Here is a 19,324-nt window from a genome sequence, read left to right on the forward strand (position 1 = left end):
TGTTCTGGGGCGACCTTGTGCCCACATCTTCCACGGCCCCCGCCCCTCCCCTTGCGGTCTCTGCTCCGACGGTCAACGCAGCGTCTGGCACGTCGGCCTCTCCTGCCGTTCCCGCCTCATCCAGCGCAACGATTTCGCAGCTGTATCCACGCGACCAGGTGCCCGGTCGAGATCATCCGGATGCATACGCAGCACGTCCCCATGCAGCGTCCCGCTCCGCCTCCGCCGTTATGCGCGATACCACCGATGAGAATACCACCGGGCGTGAAGCGCCCTTGCTCGATGCAGGTATTGCTACGGAGGCGACCGCTGCAGACACCACCCATGCCGATACGACCTACACGCGGGCTGAGCGCTTCCTGGCGCCCCCCTCGCAACGCGGACTCTTCGCACGCCCCCCCGCAGCATCGGGGCGTACCGCGCCGAATATCCGGCCACGTATGCCCGCTCCCGAGGCAACGGTCGACACGCTCACCTTCGGCACGCCCAACGAATCCTACCGCCTGACATCTCCCGACGGACGCAGCTGGCGCGTAGATGCCGACCGCTACCGGGCGCAGCGCTATCGATCTGATCGCAATGATACCTGGAGCGACCTCTTCACCGCCCGTCAGCAGCAGGCCGCACGCGAAGACCCGCTGTTGGGACTCAGCGTTGTGGTGCCGGGTGGACGTCAAAGCGCGTTCTCGACGATCTTTGGGTCGCCGGAGGTCGACCTGCGTGTCGTGGGCAATGCCGACATCGATGCGGGCTTTAACTATCGCACCAGCGCCGAGCGTGCCGCGACCACTGGCCAGGCGGGCCAGATTGACCCGGACTTCCAGCAAGATCTTCAACTCGGCATTACCGGCACCATCGGCGACAAGCTCCAGATCGATGTCGACTGGGATACGAACAACCCGTTTGAGTACCAGAATCAGATTAGCATCCTTTACACCGGGTACGAAGATGAGATCTTGCAGCGCGTTGAGGCAGGAAACGTCTTTCTGGATACGCCCTCATCACTCATTCGCGGCGGCCAGAGCCTGTTTGGGCTTAAGAGCGAACTGCAGTTTGGCAACTTGAACATTACCGCGGTAGCCAGCCAGCAAGACGGGCAGAGCAACACGCTTTCGATTGAGGGCGGCGCCGAGCGCACCGAGTTCGACCTGCGCCCCACCGACTACGACGACAGCAAGCACTTCTTTCTGAGCTACTATTTTCGTAACCGCTGGAACGACGCCCTCGACGACCCCACAGCGATTACAACGTTCGACGGATTCGACCGCATCACCGATGTCGAGGTGTGGCGCCTCGAAACCTCGCCCGACCCCGACGCGCAAGACGTGCGGCGCGGCGTGGCCATGGTCGACGTAGGGGAGCCGGTTGACATCCTTACCGAGGCGGACGGCTTTACCACCCCCGTACTGCCCCGTAGCGCCAACCACCAGTACACCGAAGGCGACCTGGATGCACTCCGCGATGGCGCCACGACCACCCCGTCGGCCATTTTGACGAGTGGACTGCAGCAGCCCCTTAGCGATCAGGACTTCCAAGTGGGCTCGTACCGTCGCCTTCAGGAAGGGCGCGACTACCGGCTGAACGACCGGCTCGGCTACATCTCGCTACAGCAGCGCCTGCGCTCCAACGAAGCGATTGCGGTGTCTTTCCGATACCGGCAAGGTGCCCAGTCGATACAGGTCGGCGATTTTGCAGCCGACGGAGGAGGGGCCAGTGGCGGAGTCGACGACGACCGGCTCGTCTTAAAAATGCTTCGTCCCTCAAATCCGGTGCAGCCCGGCACACAGACCAACCCGGCTGCGTGGTACCTCGAGATGCGCCATCTCTACCCGCTGCGCGGACGCAACTTCACCGCCGACAACTTCGAGCTGGATATTGACTACGAGCCGTCGGGGCGGTCTGCCTCCAGCACGATTAACGAGGTGGCCGGGCAAACGCCTTTGCTGCAGGTACTTGGCTTAGACCGGCTCGACCGCGACGGGGCCCCACGCCCCAATAACGAGTTCGACTTCGTACCCGGCGTCACCATTATCCCCGACGAAGGCTTGCTCGTCTTCCCCTACCTTGAGCCCTTCGGGCAGCGCATCGTAGACGTAGCGGAAGCCAGCGGAAGCGGTCCGGCGGTGGGTGAGGAGTTTGCGTTTCGCGACCTCTACCGCGAGAAGAAAGAGACCGCTCGCGACAACAGTGGAAAAAATGTTTTTCGGATTCGAGGCTCGTTCCAGAGCAGCGTGCAGGAGTTCTTTGATCTGGACGCCTTCGCGGGCATCGTTGAGGGCTCGGTCGACGTGCGCTCGGGCGGCACCTCGCTGCAAGAGGGCGTCGACTACGTGGTCGACTACCAGGGTGGCACGGTGAGCATCACCAACCCCACGTATCTTACATCGGGGCGCGATATCGAAATTAACTACGAGCAGAACACGCTCGCCCAGATCCAGCAGAAAACGCTGCTGGGCGCCCGCGCCGACTACGCGCTGCGCGACCGGTTTTCGCTGGGCGCAACCGTTATGCGGCTCAGCGAGCGTGCCCCGATCGACAAGTTTCGCATCGGCGAAGAGCCGATCCGCAACACCATCTGGGGTGTAGATGGCGCGGTCGACCTGGAGCCCGGATGGCTTACGCGCGGTGTGGATGCGCTTCCCTTCATCCAGACGCGCGCCGACAGCCGCATCTCCCTCTCGGGCGAGTTTGCCCAGCTACGTCCGGGCCACGCGCAGACCAACGCGTTTGAACGAGCCCGTGACGACCTGCGCGACTCCGGCTTCGACTTCGACGACGACGAGCTCGGCGGGATCTCGTTTATCGACGACTTTGAGGGCTTCCGAAATACGTTCTCGCTCCGCTCTCAGCCCGAGGCCTGGATCATATCGTCGCCGCCGCACTTTCCGGGCGAAACGCCTGACTCCCCGACCATGACCGACGACTCGCTGCGCACCAACTGGCGCGGACTGCTCGGGTGGTATCAGCTCAACACCAGCAACCGCGATCGCGTGGCCGGGCGCTCCTCGGTGCGGGGCAATCCGGCTGCCTCCGACCTGGTAGATACGCGTGATGTCTTCCCCAACCGCGATCTGCGCGGCGAAGCCGATCGCACGCTGCGCACCTTCGACCTTTACTTCAGCCCCTGGGAGCGCGGCCCGTACAACTATACTCGTGCGCTTGGCGACTTCGTCCGCCAGCCCGAACGAGCATGGGGCGGCATGACGCGGCGCCTGCCCGAGGGATTCAACGACTTCTCGTTGCAGAACGTCGAGTTTGTCGAGTTTATCTTCAAACCATATGCCGAGAACGACTTTGAGGATGCGGGCGATGATGCCATCCTGTACCTGAACCTTGGCACGATCTCCGAAGACATTGTCCCCGACGGCCGCCTGAATGCCGAAGACGGCCTTTCGTGCAATTTCGATGGCAGCTTCAGTTTCAATGAATGGGCCCGCCTGCCCACCGGACAGCAGAACGGCGCGCTTGATGTGCAGAGCAACTGCACGCAAGACCTGGGGCTCGACGGACTCGTGTCGTCGCATACCGGCGGCTATCCGCAGGAGTTGACCGAGCAGTTTCAGTTTCGCGACTTTCTGGATGCGCTCGACGAGGTGAACCGGTCCGGACTCAGCAGCGAGCAGCTTGCGCGTCTCAACGCCGAGATCGCTCGTGCGCAGCGCGACCCCTCGGGCGACGAGTATCACTTCTATACCAATCACCTTTTTTACGAAGACCCCGAGCTCTTCCCTCCAAGCCTCTATCCAGACGGAGCAACCATCCAGCAGCGCTTTAGCCGCTACTTTTCAGGCATCGAGCTCAACAGCTTCGAGGGGCAGAGCCGGCTTGCCGAAAACGTGTCTGAAGCTCGGGGCCGCTCGCGCAGTCCGGCAACAGAAGACCTTAGCTTCACCGGCAGCGTAAACCTGGAGAACAACTACTACGAGTACGAAATTCCCCTGAGCCGGTCTACACTCGACGAGCAAGCCCGCCCCGAAAACACCAACAACTACGTGGTGGGCGAGGTTGGCGACGGGTGGTACAAGGTGCGCGTGCCGGTGCGCGACTTTACGCGGCGCGTGGGCAATATCGAGAACTTCAGCAACATCGAGTCTATGCGCCTCTGGACACGTGGCCACGAGGTGCCGATTACCATCCGCATGGCGGCGTTTGAGCTGGTCGGGAGCCAGTGGCGCACCTCTGACCGCCTCGCTACCGAAGACTCGCTTATGGCGGGCCCCGGCGAGATGCTCGTTTCGAGCATCAACAACGAGGAGAACCCTACGTATCTGCCCCCCCTGGGCGCAATTATCGGGCGCGACCGTAGCAGCCGGGGCGCCCAGCGGCAGGCCCGCGAGCAGTCGATGGTGCTTTCCGTTGATGAGATGATCTCGGAGACGCAGCGGGGCGTGTTCAAAACGTTCACGCAGGGACTCGATCTGCTCAAGTACTCGAACATCCGTATGTACGCCCACGTGCACGGGGAGAACTCTTCGCAGGTGACGCGAAGCGCCCTCGAAGACAACCTGCGTCTCTTTGTCCGCCTGGGCACCAACGAGGTTGGGGATTACTACGAGTACGAACAGCCCCTCACTGCGAGCACCGTGCCCGATGGCACCGACACCCGCCTCGATCTGTGGCCGCTTGAGAACGAGGTGAACGTCGCGGTTTCGGCCCTGAACCAGCTCAAGGTGGCGCGCGATACCGAAAACGCTCGCCTCGATTCCCTCTTTACAAATGTGGATGCCGACGGAACGCTGCGCGTACCGACCCCCGACTCGCCAGAGGGGGCGCGTATCGGGATTAAAGGCACGCCCTCGCTCAGCTCGGTGAACAGCGTCGTTATCGGGGTACGCCACGTAGGCGACGACTCTGTCCCGCTTCGGGATGTGACGCTCTGGGTCGATGAGCTGCGGGTGGCCGGGTACGACGAAGAAGGCGGCTGGGCTGCAACGGCACGGGCCGACATCCAGCTGGCTGACTTCGGCAACGTGCGCGCCAACTTCAACCGCAGCACAGACGGATTCGGCGCGCTGTCGAGCACGCTCACCGACCGCGACCAGAGCGACTCGGAGTCGTGGACCGTGCGCACCGACTTTAGTCTCGACCGCTTCTTGCCTGCCCGCCACAACTGGCGCATCCCGCTCACCATGGAGATGCGTTCAAACGCCTCTACCCCCCGGTTCGACCCCAACCGGGGCGACGTGCAGATCAGTGAGGTTGAAGCCCAGATCGATGATAACCCCGCCCTGACCGACGCGCTTCGCACGCAGGCCCGCGACAGCCTGCGCACTGCCGTACAGACGGTTAGCTTCGACCGGTCGCTCACCTTTGGGCTCTCGAAGAGCAACTCGTCGAGCTGGCTCATGCGCTACACGGTCGACGCCCTTTCCTTGAACATGAGCTACAGCGACCGCGAAGGGCGAAGTCCCCGACAGCGCCTCGACAACTCGTGGCAGTGGTCGGGCTCGTTCGACTACAACACGTCGTTCGGACGCCCGCGCACCCTGCAGCCGTTCTGGTTCCTGGAAGGCCTGCCCCTTTTAAGCCGGCTGGGCGGCCTGGAGTGGAACTACGTGCCCGACTCGTTTAGCTTCAACAGCAGCGCCCGCCGCTCTTTCGACCAGCGCCGCAACCGGGCAACCAACATCCGAAATGACGAGCAGGGCCTGCCCGACCGGATCGCCAATCCGTTCCGCGAGAACCAGCGGTTCACGCACAACCGCCAGGGTACCCTGCAGTACGCCCCTTTTTCGTTCCTGACTACCAGCTTTGGCACCACAACCGACCAGAGCCTGAACCAGATCGGCACCCGCACCGATCTGTCTGTGCTGGTGGTGGATCCAGACCAGACCGCTATTGAGCGAACCATTGGAGGCAAGACGCTTGAAGAAGCCCTTGCCGATGGCGACATCACCGAGGCCGAGGTCGACGCAAATCGTGTCTTTGAGGAAGAACGCCTTCGCCCGGTCTCCGAGGGCGAGGTCTTCCGGTCGCTCTTCTTCGGCGATGGCAGCCCGCGCACGACCGACTATTCGCAACGCTTCACGGCCACGCTGCGCCCCAGCCTGCTCGAAGGCGACGCCTTCGACTGGATTCGCCTGCAAGACATTTCGTACCGGGCCGACTATCAATGGTCGAACGCCAATGAAGGCAGCCTGCAAGGCGCCACCGCGTCAAACAATGCCCAGATCAGGAGTGGGGTTACCCTTGAAACCAGCCGTGTATGGGACCGATTCGGCTTTGTGGATCGCCTCCGAGCCGCCGAACGCGACCGCCAGAGCGGTCAGTCTGCGCGCGGAAACGGGCGCTCTGAGGAGGACGCATCTGAAAACGGAGACGACGAGGACGAAGATGATGGCCCCTCGTTCTCTGACCTTCCGATTCCGAATCCGGTAAACCTGGCGCGGCGGCTTGCCCTTGCTTTTATTGACCTGCGCCCCATATCTGTTAACTACACAGCGAGCCGCAACACCACCCTCAACAACCTGGGCTCGATTGGCGACGATGGCACCGTTAACACGTCGCACAGCTTTCTCGATGCCGCCCGTGGCGAGGGCGCGCCCCTGAGCTACCGGTTTGGATTCAGCCGCTCTATCGACCCCAATCGCCGCCTCATCAGCGATTCGCTGCAGACCATTACCACCAATGTGCTTGGCAACGAAGATCGCCTCGAAGGGCGCACGGGCATCCCGCTCAGCCGCACGTTGCAGGTCAACCTGAACTGGAATGTGCGATGGAACAGCAGCGAATCGGTCGACCTGTTTCCTGCGCTCGACGAGCAAGGCCGCCCTACCGAAGGCACCGAACGGCGGCGTACCGAATCGGGAGGCAACACCGTGTCGGCCTGGGCCTTTGGCAGCTACGAAACCCTGGTACAGCGGCAGCTCGATCGCCTCCGGGAAGCGCAGACCGCGGATCCTGGCGAGGTGCGCGTTGCCAACGAGGTGGCGCTTACCAACAGCAGCGTAGCACGCGACACCCGACTCGCGTACCTGAGTAGCATCGGCACCATGGGCCAGGGCGGATTTCTCCCGATCCCGCTTCCCAACTGGCGTGTCTCTTATACAGGATTCGGGGAGTGGCCGCTGATCCGTTCGCTTGTGAACAGCGCGACGCTCGAGCACGCTTACGTGGGGTCGTACAACGCGCAGTTCCGGTCGCTCGATGCAGCGGGCGACACCACAGCAGTGTCGTTCGCTGGTGCGGCCATCAGCTATGAGCGCCCCGATTTTGAGTTTGGACGCACGTCGATTGAACGGCGCTTTGAGCCGCTAATCGGTGTGGATGTGCGCTGGTCTTCCACCTTTAGCACCAACGTGTCGTGGAACGCCTCTACCGGAATCTTCCTGAGTACGTCGAATCTGAATATCGAGGAGAGCCGCTCAAACGAGATTGCTGTGCGGCTCAACTACAGCGCACAGAACTTCCAGCTTCCGTTCTTGCCACGCCTCGAAAACCGCATCACGCTTTCGCTGCGCGCGAGTCGGCGCGCCGAAAACGACCAACGCTTCTTGCTCTCGCGCGCCCTCAGCGATGCCGCGTCAGACCCTGACTTCACCGTCGAGGATGCGCTGGGCGGAGACAACGTGTCCGTTCAGACCGAGGCGGTGCGCACGACCATCCAGCCCGAACTTTCATACCGGCTGAGCCAGCGCGTAAACGGAACGCTCTTCGTCTCGTACGAGCGTTTCGAGGGCGACAGCCGCCGTCCGTCGTTCACCAACGTCGACGGTGGATTTAGCTTCCGGATTAACCTGTCTGAGAATTGATACGGTAGATACCTGACAGGTCTGCTATATCTGCCTTGTGCTCTCCTTGGCCGCTCCCTGCAGATGTGTTTAGAAACCTGTTTGGGTGTTGGATGTGGCACGGCGCTGCAGCTGTTCGTGCTACAGCTGTTCCATCTTGTCCTGGGGGATGCGGATAAGATACCGCTGATCCATGATCTCCTCATGCACGTCGAACGTACCGGTCCCCCGAAAGTCAACCGCTACATTTGGACCGTTCACGCGCTTCACTTCGCCGATCCCGTAGAACGTGGGATGCGGACCATAGTAGACAAGTTGCCCTTTGCGGAGTCGTTTATCGCGCAATGCGCGACGATGAAAGGCGGGAACGGTGGGCAGCAATTCGAGCCGGTACGAGCTTGTGTACTCGCCTGACTGCGTACTCATAGCATTGCGGTGTTCTTAGTGGAGTGTTGTTTGCGTACGGAAGTAGAACGGGGGAGATTCATCACCCTGCTCTCTGATCCCTGGGCAGCTCAACTTCGCTCAGATGCAACACGTAACGGGATACATACGTAGTTCAGCATCTACCCACTACCCTGGCATGCCCGCTTCTCGGGCCTGCTACACACATGACACGTCTACGACCCTTATTATTTCTATGCGTTATACTGAAAAGATGGTCGACCGTCAGGTTGGCCGCAATGCCGAGCTATTTTCCCAGGCGGTCGCCGAGCTCGACTCGCCCGCTGAGCGCTACCCCTATCTGCGCATCCTGGTAAGTCTTGTGGAGCAGGCCCATCCGGAATGGCGGCAGGCGCCCAACAAGCCCAGCCAGATCGCCGCGCTGCTCGACCGTATGAGCGAAGGCGCCCTCGACAGCGATGAGGTGAAAGAAGTGGTGCGTGTGCGCGATGAGGAGCGGGGCCATTACCGATAACCCGCTCTGCCGGTAGCACCCGTAACGCGCTCAATTGGCGCGAAACATCGCTGCAAAAGGCAGTGGTTTATGCTTCGCGCACCGCGCTATTGTACACGTAGTCGCCGGCCAGTGCATGCGGATCTGCACCGAGCATATACCGTGACCACAGTCTCATATTCTGGACCTGTTGGCGCATCGTCCCTTCAGCACGAAACCGGCGGGCCGACGTCACGACGGGCGTATCCATAAACCGAAACCCCGGCCGCTCACAGAGCCGCCGGGCCATGTCCAGATCTTCGAAGATCGGGAGTGGTGCGAATCCACCTACAGCCTGGAAGTGGCTTCGGCGGATAAACAGTCCGCGATCGCCAAACGCAAGCCCCCACCAGTCTATACGAGTCCACCAGGCATAGAAGCGAAGTAAGGGCGTGGATTGCCGAAACGCCAGGCGGAATGTGCCCGCCTGTACGTCAGATTCACGAAGGGCCCGGTGCATCGCGCGCCACGAGTACAGCGGGACCTGCGTATCCGCATGCAGGAACAGCAGAACAGGTGCGGTTGCATGGCGCGCCCCAGCATTCATCTGGTGCCCGCGTCCGCGCTCGCTCGTGCACACGGTGGCATAGGGCGCTGCAATGCGGCGGGTGTTGTCGGTCGAGTAGCCGTCGGCGACAACGCACTCGATGGGACCCGGAAGCCGGTGCAGAGCACGGAGCGTGTGGCCAATCTGCGCAGACTCGTTCAAGGTCGGGATGACAACAGCAATACGCGGAGGGGTCATGCTCAAGGCGAGTACCTAATGCCGAGTCGAGATCAGACGCATAGCGGAAACCGTCAGGCTGGCTTTTCCCTGATGTCGTGCGGCACACCCCGGCGTATGCTACATCGTTTCTCTGTTGCCATGCCTTATCTGGGTACCTGGCTGCACACCTGTGTATTCACCTGTCTGTATGCCTGTCTGTATACTCTACATACCGGGATGGCATGCCGGGATGCATACGAGATGCAGCCCTACAGTCCGCTGTTGAATGTTGTGTCGTCTTCGAGTGCATTTACAAACGCAACGAGCCAGCTGATGCACTGCTCGATATCCTCGGTATCGACTACCTCGACAGTGGAGTGCATGTAGCGGAGCGGCACTGAAACGAGCGCGCTGGGCACCCCGGCACGTACGCGGAAGATGCTATCGGTATCGGTGCCCGTACGGCGGCTCGACGGTTCGTGCTGAAGCGAAATGTCGTTTTCCTCGGCAGCGTCCATGAGGCGCTGCACGACCTGCGGGTGGTTAGACGTGCCGTGCGTTACCGTAGGCCCTTTGCCGAGTTCAATTTTCCCATGCTGCGTGGCGTTGATGCCCGGTGAGTCTGTTGCGTGAGTCACATCGAAAGCAATAGCAGCATCGGGCTGCAGGCGGTGTGTAATCATCTTCGCACCGTGTCCTCCGATCTCCTCTTGCACCGAGTTCGTCGCAATGCACGTCCAGGCCGCCGGCTCGTCTTGTGCGGCCAGGCGACGCAGCACCTCAGCCATGATGAAGCCTCCGAGGCGGTTGTCGATAGCGCGAGCCGTGATGCGCGTGTCGGTAAGATGCTCAGGCGACATGTCCATCACCATCGGGTGCCCAACGCGCACGCCGCGCTCGGCGACCTCGTCTGCACTGTCGGCGCCGATATCGATGAAGAGCTCGTGCACCTTCGGGATCGACTCGTCACTGCGGTCGCGCAGGTGGATGGCGGTGTTTCCTACAACACCGAGGACCTCGCCCGCATCCCCCAGTATGCGAACGCGCTGCCCGCGTGCAATGGCACGGTCGGATCCGCCAATGCGGTTCACATACAGAATGCCGTCGTCGGTTACGTGCCGCACCATGTATCCGATCTCGTCAACATGCGCGTCGAGCATAAGGCGGGGCGCATCGCCACTGCGTCCATGCACCGTAGCCCATGCCGTACCGTACGCATCGGAGTCGACGTCGTCTGAGAATCCGTCTACGTACTCTGTCCAAACGCGCTGCCCGGCGGTTTCGAATCCGGTTGGGCTGGGGGTTTCGAGCAGGTCGAACAGGAAATCGTGGGAGGAGGCGTTCATAAAAGAGACTCTGTATTTAATCTGTATTCAGGAGGATAGCCGCAACTCGTAGTGTTTACCACGCGAGAGCAAGGGTTATGATGCGCCGCCCGCAATGGCTGCAGCGCAACAAGTTCGTAACGGGTCGTTATGAGAGGAAGAAAACAGTCCGGTTCTTTTGGAAGCGGGTTCTGTGTTTGTATATTGGAATGCTATACTTGCTCAAACTGAGCCTTTACACTACGCCCCTCTCGCTGATCACCTGCTGTTATGGCTAAGACGACTGAACGCACCTACAACATGCTCATTGTCGAGGATGACGACGACATCCTCATGGGCCTGCGTGACTATTTTGACATGCAGGAGTTTACCGTAGAAACGGCATCGACCGGCCAGGAAGCGCTGGAACAGATGCGTGCCATGGGAGATGCATGCGATGTCGTTCTGCTCGACGTTATGCTTCCCGAGAAAGATGGGTTTCAGGTTCTGGAATCCTCGCAGGAGATGGGCTTGAAAGCGCCTGTGATCATGATCACGGCTCGCGGCGAGCAGGAGTCCAAGCTGAAGGGCTTCGGGCTCGGCGCCGACGACTACGTGACGAAGCCGTTCAACGTTGAGGAGTTAGCGGCTCGGGTCAAGGCTGTCATGCAGCGTACCATGCCGCCCTCAGAGGCCCCGATGGATGTCTACGAGATTGGGGATGTGGAGGTCAACTTCACAACGCATGAGGCGTATCGCGGCGAAGAAGAGATTAACTTTACTGCGCTGGAGTTTGATATCTTGCGCTACTTGATTCAGCATAAGGGCCGCACCGTAACACGGAAGCAGCTGCTGCGCGACGTCTGGAATATCGACGAGGATATCATCACGCGCACGATCGATCGCCACATGGCCTCGGTACGCAAGAAGATCGAGCCCGACCCTTCTTCGCCGAAGTACATTGAAACGGTGTACGGCATCGGCTACCGGTTCGACGACCCCGACGAAGACGACGAGTAGCCTCAATAGGAGGGTGCTCTTTGTGGTAGTGGGTAACGGTTCAATGTTAAGAACCTGTTTTGATTTCTTACTTTGGGCTGCGAGCGGCTCCGCTGGGCTGCAAATTGTTCCCGATATCGGCCCGTAGCCCCGGCTACGAACCTCTATCGTGGTCCAATTTTCGCCGCAGCGGCGCTCGCTCTCGCCAGCAAACCAAAACCCAAACAGGTTCTAAGTGTCCCCACAAGTCCGTTTTGTGCATGCACCACTTCGTTCATGCATGGTCATCTTGAGCGGAGCGAAGCGGAGTCTGACACGAGCGCAGCGAGATCCCGGATCAGGTCCGAGACAGGCGAGCGTAGCGAATAAAGATCTCCCCCGAAATGGGCAGGGCTTTTAGTTGGGCAGTAGCTGCTGAACGCCGATGAGATGGTTCCACCGAATGCCATTCGGCGGCTACATGGGCCTCCTCCGTCGGCCTTCGCTCTCACCATGACAAGTGGTTTGTTATTATCATTGGGCAGGCTCTTACTCCCCCTGAACTCCAAATCTGTGAGTGCTTTACAGGGGCGAGCGGTACCGATTGGCGGTGAGGTCGCGCAGGTCGCTGTGTGTGATGACGCGCCAGTACGGGGCGCTTAGCCGTCCGGTGCTGGTGCGGCGAAACGTCACGCGAATGAGCACATCCCGCGACGACGTGGCGTTGTGCACGTATGAGAATGCGCCCCAGTGCACGATCCAGAACACACGAGCCGGGTCCATCCCAAACTCACGGCCCACCTGTTCGGCGACGTATCCAATGTCGTCGAGCGTGGAAGGCCCGTTGTTGTCTGCGAGCTCGCGCAGCACGACCGTATGATCCCGGTTCTCGTCGCCTGGCGGACCGGGATAGAGCTGCAAGTGCGACTGACTTACCTGGGTATAGCCGCGCCACGAAAACAGCGTATCGGCGATGGGCTGGCTTGCAGCGGGGGCCACCGCACCGCTGAAAAGCAAGGCGAGTAGGAAGAGGACGACAGCGCGCATGATACTCGGCTACGATTGCATCTCACAGACAGGGGGCAAACAGGCAGACATGCCTGGTATGCTGTAGACCCGTCAGGCATCGTCGGCGCAACGTCTCTGCCCTCCCAACGCATGCCGGCCTGCATCAGCAAGATTCACATCTCACTTCATACCCCACCTTGTTGTTTAGGAAGCCATCGGGGTAGAGTCTCGATGACGCGGCTCAGTACTTGCTCGGTAGTCCTCCAGTCGATTGCTGTCTTCGTCGTCCTCGTCCCACTTGCGAAGGATAGACACTACAGCATCGTGCGGATCCATATGGAAATGCGTCCCCCCCATCAGCATGTAGAGCCCCGAGCGCCGCACCACCTCGCGCACCGGACCGATGAGTCCTGTAAAGTGGAGCTCGATGCCAGACTCTTCCAGTGATTCGACCACGGTATTCAGCGCCTCAACGGCGGTGGTGTCCAGGTCGTTGATGCTGGTTCCGTCGATAACAACGATGCGAATGTCGCGTCCTTCGCGCTCACTCTTTTCGAGAATGTACTCCTTGAAGAACTCCGCATTGGCAAATGAGAAGGCCGCATCAACACGCAGTACCAGGATGTTATCGAGCGGCTCTGCCTGTTCGAAGCGCTCAATGTCGCGGAAGAGGCGGGTCCCCGGCACATGCCCCAGTTCGGCAACGTTGGGTCGGCTGATGCGATAGAGTACAGCCAGGAGCGTGGCCCCGATGCCGAACACAATGCCTTCCTGAATGCCTACGAACAGGGTGGCCGCAGCTGTGACGATGGCAATGAAAAAGTCGCGGCGGCGCGTTTCAAAAAGCGCCTTCAGCTCTTTCCCATCGACCAGCGAGAGGGCAGCCATCATAATGAGCCCCGCCAGCGCAGGAAGCGGGAGGTAGTAGAACAGCGGCGTAAGCACAAGCAGCGTGAGCCCAATAATCACCGCCGCAAACAGATTGTGCAGGGGCGTGCGTGCACCCAGGCGCTCGTTCAGCGCCGAACGCGAGATACTGCCTGATACGGGGATGCTGCGAAAGAAGCTGCCGACGAGATTGGCTGTACCCACGGCCATAAGCTCGCGGTTCGCATCGATCGTGTACTTGTTGCGCGTTGCAAACAGGCGGCAGAGCGAGATGTCTTTCATGAACTGGACCAGTGCCAGCGTAACCGCGGCGGGAAGAAGCGACTGCAGGTCGCCAAACGTTACATCAGGAATCGCAAGGCTGGGAAGTCCGCTGGGGATGCTTCCCACAACAGTCACCCCTTGCCCTTCCCAATCGAAGATCCAGCTGCCCAGAATGGTTACGATCATAAGCACGAGCGCCTGCGGAACGCGGGGCGCAAAGCGGCGCAGGCTCCACAGCAGCGCGATGCTGCCCATCCCAATAGCCACCGTAGGTCCATGCATGGCATCAAGCTGGGTGGCTGCAGATGCGAGCAGCTCGTGCACGTATTGCGACTGAGGCAGGTCTATCCCCAGCAGGTTCTCCAACTGACTGGCAGCGATGATAATTGCCGCTGCGGTGGTGAATCCGTCAATTACCGGGCGCGAGAGGAGGTTGGCGACAAACCCGAGCTTGGCCAGCCCCATCGCGATCTGTGTGATGCCTACCATCGCAGCCATTGCGACTGCCAGCGCGATGTACCGGTCGGTTCCGGCTTCGGCCATTGCCCCCACCGCTGCAGCCACAATCAGCATATCAATAGCCACCGGCCCGATAACCAGATGGCGCGACGTGGCCAGCCACGGGTACAGCAGCAGAGGGATGAGGCCCGCATAGAGCCCGTAGATGGGCGGTACCCCCGCAATGACTGCGTAGGCCATGCCTTGCGGTATGAGCATCATGCCCGTAGCCAGCCCGGCTGCGCCATCAAGACGGAGCTCTTCTTTCCCATACCGGGTAATCCAACGTCCTGCAGAGAGCTTATCGCGCATACGGCACTGAGGCCTTCGTTAACACTGAAAACGTTCGGACGAGCCGGCGGGAGGCCCAATACGGGGCCCAATACGGGGCCGGATTGCAGGACACGTTTGCAGAATACATCTTTCAGGAGATATCTTTCAAAGTAGCACCTGAGCGCAGCTGAGGCGTCAACCAGAAACACGCCAGGAGAAGTACGCCGTATATCAGCATACGTACAAACATATGGTCTGCGCCTTGTATCAGATTGCAACGTAGAACGGATGCCTTTAGCATGCAAGGGTATCACGCGTCTGAGCGATGCGCCTTGGCTATATGTACGCCTCTTAATGAAACGTTACGTTTGAATAGAACTTGCACTGTTAGCTATATTGCGGCATCTATCGATGTACACTCCTACGCCTCCCCAAGACCGCCCCATCTCTACGCAAGGATAGGGCCCTGTTTCTCAGCGTTATCTTTTTTGTCATGCTCGCTTATCATACTGTTGACTATGCCCCATATAACCCTGAGCAGTGGGCTGCTGAGGGATTGCGCGATTCAAACGGGACTCTGTTGCGTTGGCACCCTACGCTGCCCAATACCAATGCTCCGGTCGTCGTTGTGGACACGAGCGTTTTGTCCTCCGAAGCGCAGGCGCGCGGGCGCGCCGCTTCGCTACCGCCTGAGGCGCTCTGCAACGTAGACCCATACCGCCAGCCCACAGCCATACGCGCAGCGGGTGGATACGTGGTGCCGGCGTCTCCTCGTGTTGGCGTGCCCGTAGTGCTGGCTATTCACCGGCTCGGCGTCTGGGACCTCCCCAAGGGCAAGCAAGATCCGGGCGAGTCGCTGAAGGCCTGTGCTGAGCGTGAGGTGCGTGAGGAGGTCGGTATTGAAACAGTGCATACACAGGCCCCGCTGGGGATAACAAGCCATGGCTATGAAACTTATAAGCGGTACGTTGTAAAAACCACCCATTGGTTTTTAATGAAGACCCCTGCTACAACGTTTACTCCACAGGTCGACGAGCAGATTGCACGGGTCGCCTGGGCCCGTTGGCCGGTACTTCTTCGGCATATTGGATACGAATCGCTCCGCACGCACATGAAAGCGATTACTGCCCGTGTAGAGCATCTGCATGCACGATAGCTCTCGCTTGCCTCCTCATACCTTGCCCGATGCTATGTCTACCGCGATGCGCTACCCCTCCTTTTCTCTTCTGCGCTCTCTGCTTTCCCCGCTGCGGACAGCTGCTTTCGTCATGGGCGTTGTCATGCTCGGTGGATGCAGCCCCGAGGCGGACGTGGAGGCCCTTGAAGAACGTATTCAGGCGTTAGAGGACCAGAACGTTGTCTTGGAAGAACGCCTGGCAGAAGCCCGCGACTCGCTAAACCGTCTGCAGCAGAGCGCTCCCTCTTCCATGACCCAGCTCGGCGACCCGGTCCGCTTCCCGTCGGGCAGCGCATGGATACCGGATCAGGGTCGCCGCACGCTCGATAGCCTGGCAACCATCTTGCAGGATCAGTATGACAGCCGCGACTTTCGTATTAAGGGCTTTACCGATAGCATGCCCATTGGGCCGTCGCTCCGCAATACCTATCCCAGCAACTGGTACCTCTCCGCGCAGCGCGCTGCTGCTGTGGCCCACTATCTCGACGACGAGCACGGCGTACGCTCACGTACCCTGGAGGTCGGCGCATTCGGCCCGCAGAACCCGGTTGCCACCAATGAAACCGTGGAGGGCCGCCGCATGAACCGGCGCGTCGAAATTCAGGTGACCGACGATTAGCGCCATGACGCGCCATGGGCATGTCACGGGCATGCCTGCATTTCCTGCAGTACCGCCCAACGGAAGCCCATCAGGCACAGAACGGATGTTCTGCGACGCGTACGTCTCCGGCGGTTTCTGAGCACCGCAGAACTGGACTCACGCATTCCGCCAGTTGGTGGGGGCAGCAGGCGCGTTGTCGAGGATGTCTTCGATGCGTGCCATGTGCTCGGGGCTGAGGCGCTCAGCCACCTCCAGTGCCTCCATGTTTTCGTGTACCTGCTCGGGCCGCGAGGCGCCCGTAATCACGGTGCTTACGTGCTCGTTCTTCAGGCACCACGCCAGGGCAAGCTGCGCCATGGTGCAGTCGAGTTCGTTCTCGGCGATCGGTGTGAGCTGCCGCACCGCCTCCACCTGGCGCTGGCCCTCCTCGCTCTCCAAACGCTTGCGGAGTCCCGCGTACTTGTCGAGGTCGAGGCGGCTGCCTTCGGGGATGCCGTCGTTGTACTTGCCGGTGAGAATACCGCTGGCAAGCGGACTCCACGTGGTGAGGCCAAGATCAAAATCACGGTAGAGCGGCTGGTAGTCGTGCTCCACCTTCTGGCGATGCGTCATGTTGTACTGCGGCTGCTCCATGACGGGCGGAATGAGATGCTCGCGCCGCGCCACTTCGTACGCCTGCCGGATCTGCTCGGCCGTCCACTCGCTGGTGCCCCAGTAGAACGCCCAGCCGCGATCGATCACGTGGTTCATAGCGCGTACCGTCTCCTCAATCGGCGTTTCGGGGTCGGGGCGATGGCAGAAGATCAGGTCCACATAGTCCATCTGCAAGCGTTGGAGCGAGGCCTGCGTGCCTTCTACGATATGCTTGCGCGAGAGGCCACGATCGTTGGGCCCGGAGCCGCCCCAGAAGATTTTCGTGGACACGACCAGATCCGAGCGCGTCCACCCCTCCGAGCGAATGATGTTACCCATCATCACCTCGGCCTGCCCGCCGGCGTAGGCTTCCGCGTTGTCGAAAAAGTTGACGCCCGCGTCGTAGGCAGCTTTCATGCAGGCACGAGCGCGATCTTCGTCGATCTGCTCGCCGAAGGTGACCCACGATCCAAATGAGAGCGCCGATACCTTGAGTCCCGAGCGTCCAAGATGGCGATATTCCATAGAGGGTGCTATGTGTTGTCAAGAAGGCAGTACGTGTGCCTCCCTCATAACGCAAGAGCCGATGCGAGTTCAGAGCGTTGAGGACGTGTTACGTTGCCATAGAGGCATTTCGTCTCCCCAGCTTTCCTGACCAGATCTATACAAATTTGTGAAATTCATAAATTCAGTGACTATTGCTCTTGCATGTTCAGCGGGGGGGGGTAGTCTGTAAATGCATATTCAATGAATGCAATCATTCACTCGTATCTGCTATGTTTACGAAATTCCCAACCCTGCTCACTATTTTTGCTGTGCTCTTGCTTGCTACCGGTTTTGCAGGTAACGACCTTGATCCTGAAGATCCGGAGCTGCGCGCCTCGAGCTGTATTTCAGTGATCTCGGCTTCTGAGACCTCTGAGGGGCTTATGGATGTGAAGCAAGGCTTTGGTCAGGGTCCAATAGGAACGTTTTGTGCTGGATCATGCAGCGAATTTCCATGCTGCTTCATTATCGACGATCCATCTGACGGTTCTGATGGTCCGAGCGACCAGCCAATGGAAGCATGAGCAGTTTGACTAATTAGCAAATACGGAGCGCAGGAATGACAGGAAACGGACGCAGTGCGCTGTCTTTCTTGTCATTCCTGTTTTTCTTTACACCGCGTCCGCATCAAAAACACCTGACTACGACATGTCTCCCTTTACCTTTCCTAATGGCTTCCGGGCCGTTCGATACGTTTTTCTTGTGCTTACGGGACTCATTCTGGTCTCTCCGCTTCTTGGGCAGGCCCAGTCCTTCGAAGAGGTCTTCACCATTCAGGACTCGTTGGAGCTGGAGCAAGGCGACGATGCATTCCTTGCTGCTCCGTATGCATCCTTACTTGAAAACGGAGAGATACTTATCGCTGATGCTCGGGAGCGACATGTATTTCGATACAGCCGCGACGGGAGTTTACAAGCAGTCATTGGTGGTCCTGGACAAGGACCCGGCGAGTTTCAGTTACCAATTGCCACTGCTCAGCTTCCTGATGGCTCTCTCTTGGTCGGAGAACTCTGGGGACCTATATCTGTGTTTGACACTTCAAACACTTTTGTGAGACGAGATACCGGACTGCTCTGGCATGCCCTGCAGCTTCATGCGCTGGACGCAGAGCGCGTACTGGCCGTTGGTCCGAAGGAGCAAGGGACGGGTGCATCTCCGCTCCTCCACATCTTTAACACAAGCACCGGAGAAATAGAGAACAGCTTTTTCCCGCATCCTACTCCCATCGGAACGTATGGAAACATCCTAAATGGTGTTGCTGATATTGCCGCAGCCGATGTGAGAGGAGCCCAAGTGGTTGCTGCTTTTGCTCCCGAGCCACGCTTGCACTTTTTTTCGTTGGACGGCGATTCGCTTAACTCTGCTGAATTATCACTCCAGCACTTTACTCCGATTGACCCGTCATATCGTGAAGCCAGTTTTTCTAATCAGGAGGTGCAGGAAGCATATGATTCCTTTTCACGCGTCAACGATCTTTTTTGGATCCTTGACGACTTGGTTCTCATGCAATATGTAGACATTTTGGATCGCGCAACGAATACACTCCAGATCCATCTCGCAGGCGTGACCCGATCGGGCGACGTGCTTTTCGATATGGCCGACACACCGCGTTTGTATGCCGTGGATGCATCTACAGGTGAGCTCTTTTTCAACGCGCCCGATACGCTCGATCCGGGTCAATGGGTGGTGGCAACGCTCAAGGATTCTTTTCTCTCCTCGTCTGACTGATTTACAGAACGAACTGGCAGTAGCGGTGTCCTTCTCTGTTCCAAACGCCCGCG

13 protein-coding genes are annotated in these 19,324 nt (G+C 59.5%); 7 read left to right on the forward strand and 6 right to left on the reverse strand.

The window, feature by feature from the left end:
- Positions 1 to 17 precede the first annotated feature (17 nt).
- The gene (gene sov / locus PPP56_RS00540; RefSeq protein ID WP_353561692.1) at positions 18 to 7,751 is read left to right on the forward strand and encodes a T9SS outer membrane translocon Sov/SprA; all 7,734 of its coding nucleotides are present in this window, start codon (positions 18 to 20) and stop codon (positions 7,749 to 7,751) included.
- 120 nt (positions 7,752 to 7,871) lie between these two features.
- Here sov and PPP56_RS00545 read toward each other — a convergent pair whose 3' ends face one another.
- Positions 7,872 to 8,156: a hypothetical protein gene (locus PPP56_RS00545; RefSeq protein ID WP_353561694.1), complete on the reverse strand. Its 285-nt coding sequence runs from the start codon at positions 8,154 to 8,156 to the stop codon at positions 7,872 to 7,874.
- A gap of 214 nt (positions 8,157 to 8,370) precedes the next feature.
- Between PPP56_RS00545 and PPP56_RS00550 the strand changes: the two genes are divergently transcribed.
- Positions 8,371 to 8,649, forward strand: a complete 279-nt coding sequence (locus PPP56_RS00550; RefSeq protein ID WP_353561696.1) for a DUF4290 domain-containing protein — start codon at positions 8,371 to 8,373, stop codon at positions 8,647 to 8,649.
- 67 nt (positions 8,650 to 8,716) lie between these two features.
- Here PPP56_RS00550 and PPP56_RS00555 read toward each other — a convergent pair whose 3' ends face one another.
- Both PPP56_RS00555 and PPP56_RS00560 read right to left on the reverse strand, forming a co-directional pair.
- Complete coding sequence (locus PPP56_RS00555; protein WP_353561698.1) at positions 8,717 to 9,412, reverse strand: TIGR04283 family arsenosugar biosynthesis glycosyltransferase; 696 nt, start codon at positions 9,410 to 9,412, stop codon at positions 8,717 to 8,719.
- Between the two features lie 230 nt (positions 9,413 to 9,642).
- On the reverse strand, positions 9,643 to 10,719 hold the full coding sequence (locus PPP56_RS00560) for a M42 family metallopeptidase (protein ID WP_353561700.1): 1,077 nt from the start codon (positions 10,717 to 10,719) through the stop codon (positions 9,643 to 9,645).
- A gap of 249 nt (positions 10,720 to 10,968) precedes the next feature.
- On the opposite strand from PPP56_RS00560, the gene PPP56_RS00565 reads away from it, so the two are divergent.
- Positions 10,969 to 11,697: a response regulator transcription factor gene (locus PPP56_RS00565; protein ID WP_353561702.1), complete on the forward strand. Its 729-nt coding sequence runs from the start codon at positions 10,969 to 10,971 to the stop codon at positions 11,695 to 11,697.
- Between the two features lie 540 nt (positions 11,698 to 12,237).
- Here the strand turns inward: PPP56_RS00565 and PPP56_RS00570 are convergent.
- Both PPP56_RS00570 and PPP56_RS00575 read right to left on the reverse strand, forming a co-directional pair.
- On the reverse strand, positions 12,238 to 12,702 hold the full coding sequence (locus PPP56_RS00570; protein ID WP_353561704.1) for a hypothetical protein: 465 nt from the start codon (positions 12,700 to 12,702) through the stop codon (positions 12,238 to 12,240).
- A 165-nt stretch (positions 12,703 to 12,867) separates the two neighbouring features.
- Positions 12,868 to 14,625 carry a SulP family inorganic anion transporter gene (locus PPP56_RS00575; RefSeq protein ID WP_353561706.1) on the reverse strand — a complete coding sequence of 586 codons (1,758 nt, stop codon included), beginning with the start codon at positions 14,623 to 14,625 and terminating at the stop codon, positions 12,868 to 12,870.
- 454 nt (positions 14,626 to 15,079) lie between these two features.
- Between PPP56_RS00575 and PPP56_RS00580 the strand changes: the two genes are divergently transcribed.
- A complete protein-coding gene (locus tag PPP56_RS00580; RefSeq protein WP_353561708.1) occupies positions 15,080 to 15,742 on the forward strand; it encodes an NUDIX hydrolase in 663 nt (220 codons plus the stop codon).
- 34 nt (positions 15,743 to 15,776) lie between these two features.
- Positions 15,777 to 16,382: an OmpA family protein gene (locus PPP56_RS00585; RefSeq protein WP_353561710.1), complete on the forward strand. Its 606-nt coding sequence runs from the start codon at positions 15,777 to 15,779 to the stop codon at positions 16,380 to 16,382.
- 138 nt (positions 16,383 to 16,520) lie between these two features.
- On the opposite strand, the gene PPP56_RS00590 is transcribed toward PPP56_RS00585, so the two are convergent.
- Positions 16,521 to 17,522 (reverse strand): potassium channel beta subunit family protein, encoded by a 1,002-nt coding sequence (locus PPP56_RS00590; RefSeq protein WP_353561712.1) that lies wholly within the window; start codon positions 17,520 to 17,522, stop codon positions 16,521 to 16,523.
- A 251-nt stretch (positions 17,523 to 17,773) separates the two neighbouring features.
- On the opposite strand from PPP56_RS00590, the gene PPP56_RS00595 reads away from it, so the two are divergent.
- Together PPP56_RS00595 and PPP56_RS00600 are read left to right on the forward strand one after the other, a co-directional pair.
- On the forward strand, positions 17,774 to 18,067 hold the full coding sequence (locus PPP56_RS00595; protein ID WP_353561714.1) for a hypothetical protein: 294 nt from the start codon (positions 17,774 to 17,776) through the stop codon (positions 18,065 to 18,067).
- A gap of 178 nt (positions 18,068 to 18,245) precedes the next feature.
- Positions 18,246 to 19,271: an NHL repeat-containing protein gene (locus PPP56_RS00600; RefSeq protein WP_353561716.1), complete on the forward strand. Its 1,026-nt coding sequence runs from the start codon at positions 18,246 to 18,248 to the stop codon at positions 19,269 to 19,271.
- Positions 19,272 to 19,324: the final 53 nt, after the last annotated feature.

Source organism: Longimonas sp., assembly GCF_040409695.1.
GTDB lineage: Bacteria > Bacteroidota > Rhodothermia > Rhodothermales > Salinibacteraceae > Longimonas.

What these genes read in the sequence shown, in the direction of transcription:
- PPP56_RS00545 (WP_353561694.1), bottom strand. Translation starts at nt 8,156, where the DNA reads ATGAGTACGCAGTCAGGCGAGTACACAAGCTCGTACCGGCTCGAATTG.
- PPP56_RS00595 (WP_353561714.1), top strand. Translation starts at nt 17,774, where the DNA reads ATGTTTACGAAATTCCCAACCCTGCTCACTATTTTTGCTGTGCTCTTG.
- PPP56_RS00585 (WP_353561710.1), top strand. Translation starts at nt 15,777, where the DNA reads ATGTCTACCGCGATGCGCTACCCCTCCTTTTCTCTTCTGCGCTCTCTG.
- PPP56_RS00575 (WP_353561706.1), bottom strand. Translation starts at nt 14,625, where the DNA reads ATGCGCGATAAGCTCTCTGCAGGACGTTGGATTACCCGGTATGGGAAA.
- PPP56_RS00565 (WP_353561702.1), top strand. Translation starts at nt 10,969, where the DNA reads ATGGCTAAGACGACTGAACGCACCTACAACATGCTCATTGTCGAGGAT.
- PPP56_RS00580 (WP_353561708.1), top strand. Translation starts at nt 15,080, where the DNA reads ATGCTCGCTTATCATACTGTTGACTATGCCCCATATAACCCTGAGCAG.
- PPP56_RS00550 (WP_353561696.1), top strand. Translation starts at nt 8,371, where the DNA reads ATGCGTTATACTGAAAAGATGGTCGACCGTCAGGTTGGCCGCAATGCC.
- PPP56_RS00560 (WP_353561700.1), bottom strand. Translation starts at nt 10,719, where the DNA reads ATGAACGCCTCCTCCCACGATTTCCTGTTCGACCTGCTCGAAACCCCC.
- PPP56_RS00570 (WP_353561704.1), bottom strand. Translation starts at nt 12,702, where the DNA reads ATGCGCGCTGTCGTCCTCTTCCTACTCGCCTTGCTTTTCAGCGGTGCG.
- PPP56_RS00590 (WP_353561712.1), bottom strand. Translation starts at nt 17,522, where the DNA reads ATGGAATATCGCCATCTTGGACGCTCGGGACTCAAGGTATCGGCGCTC.
- PPP56_RS00555 (WP_353561698.1), bottom strand. Translation starts at nt 9,412, where the DNA reads ATGACCCCTCCGCGTATTGCTGTTGTCATCCCGACCTTGAACGAGTCT.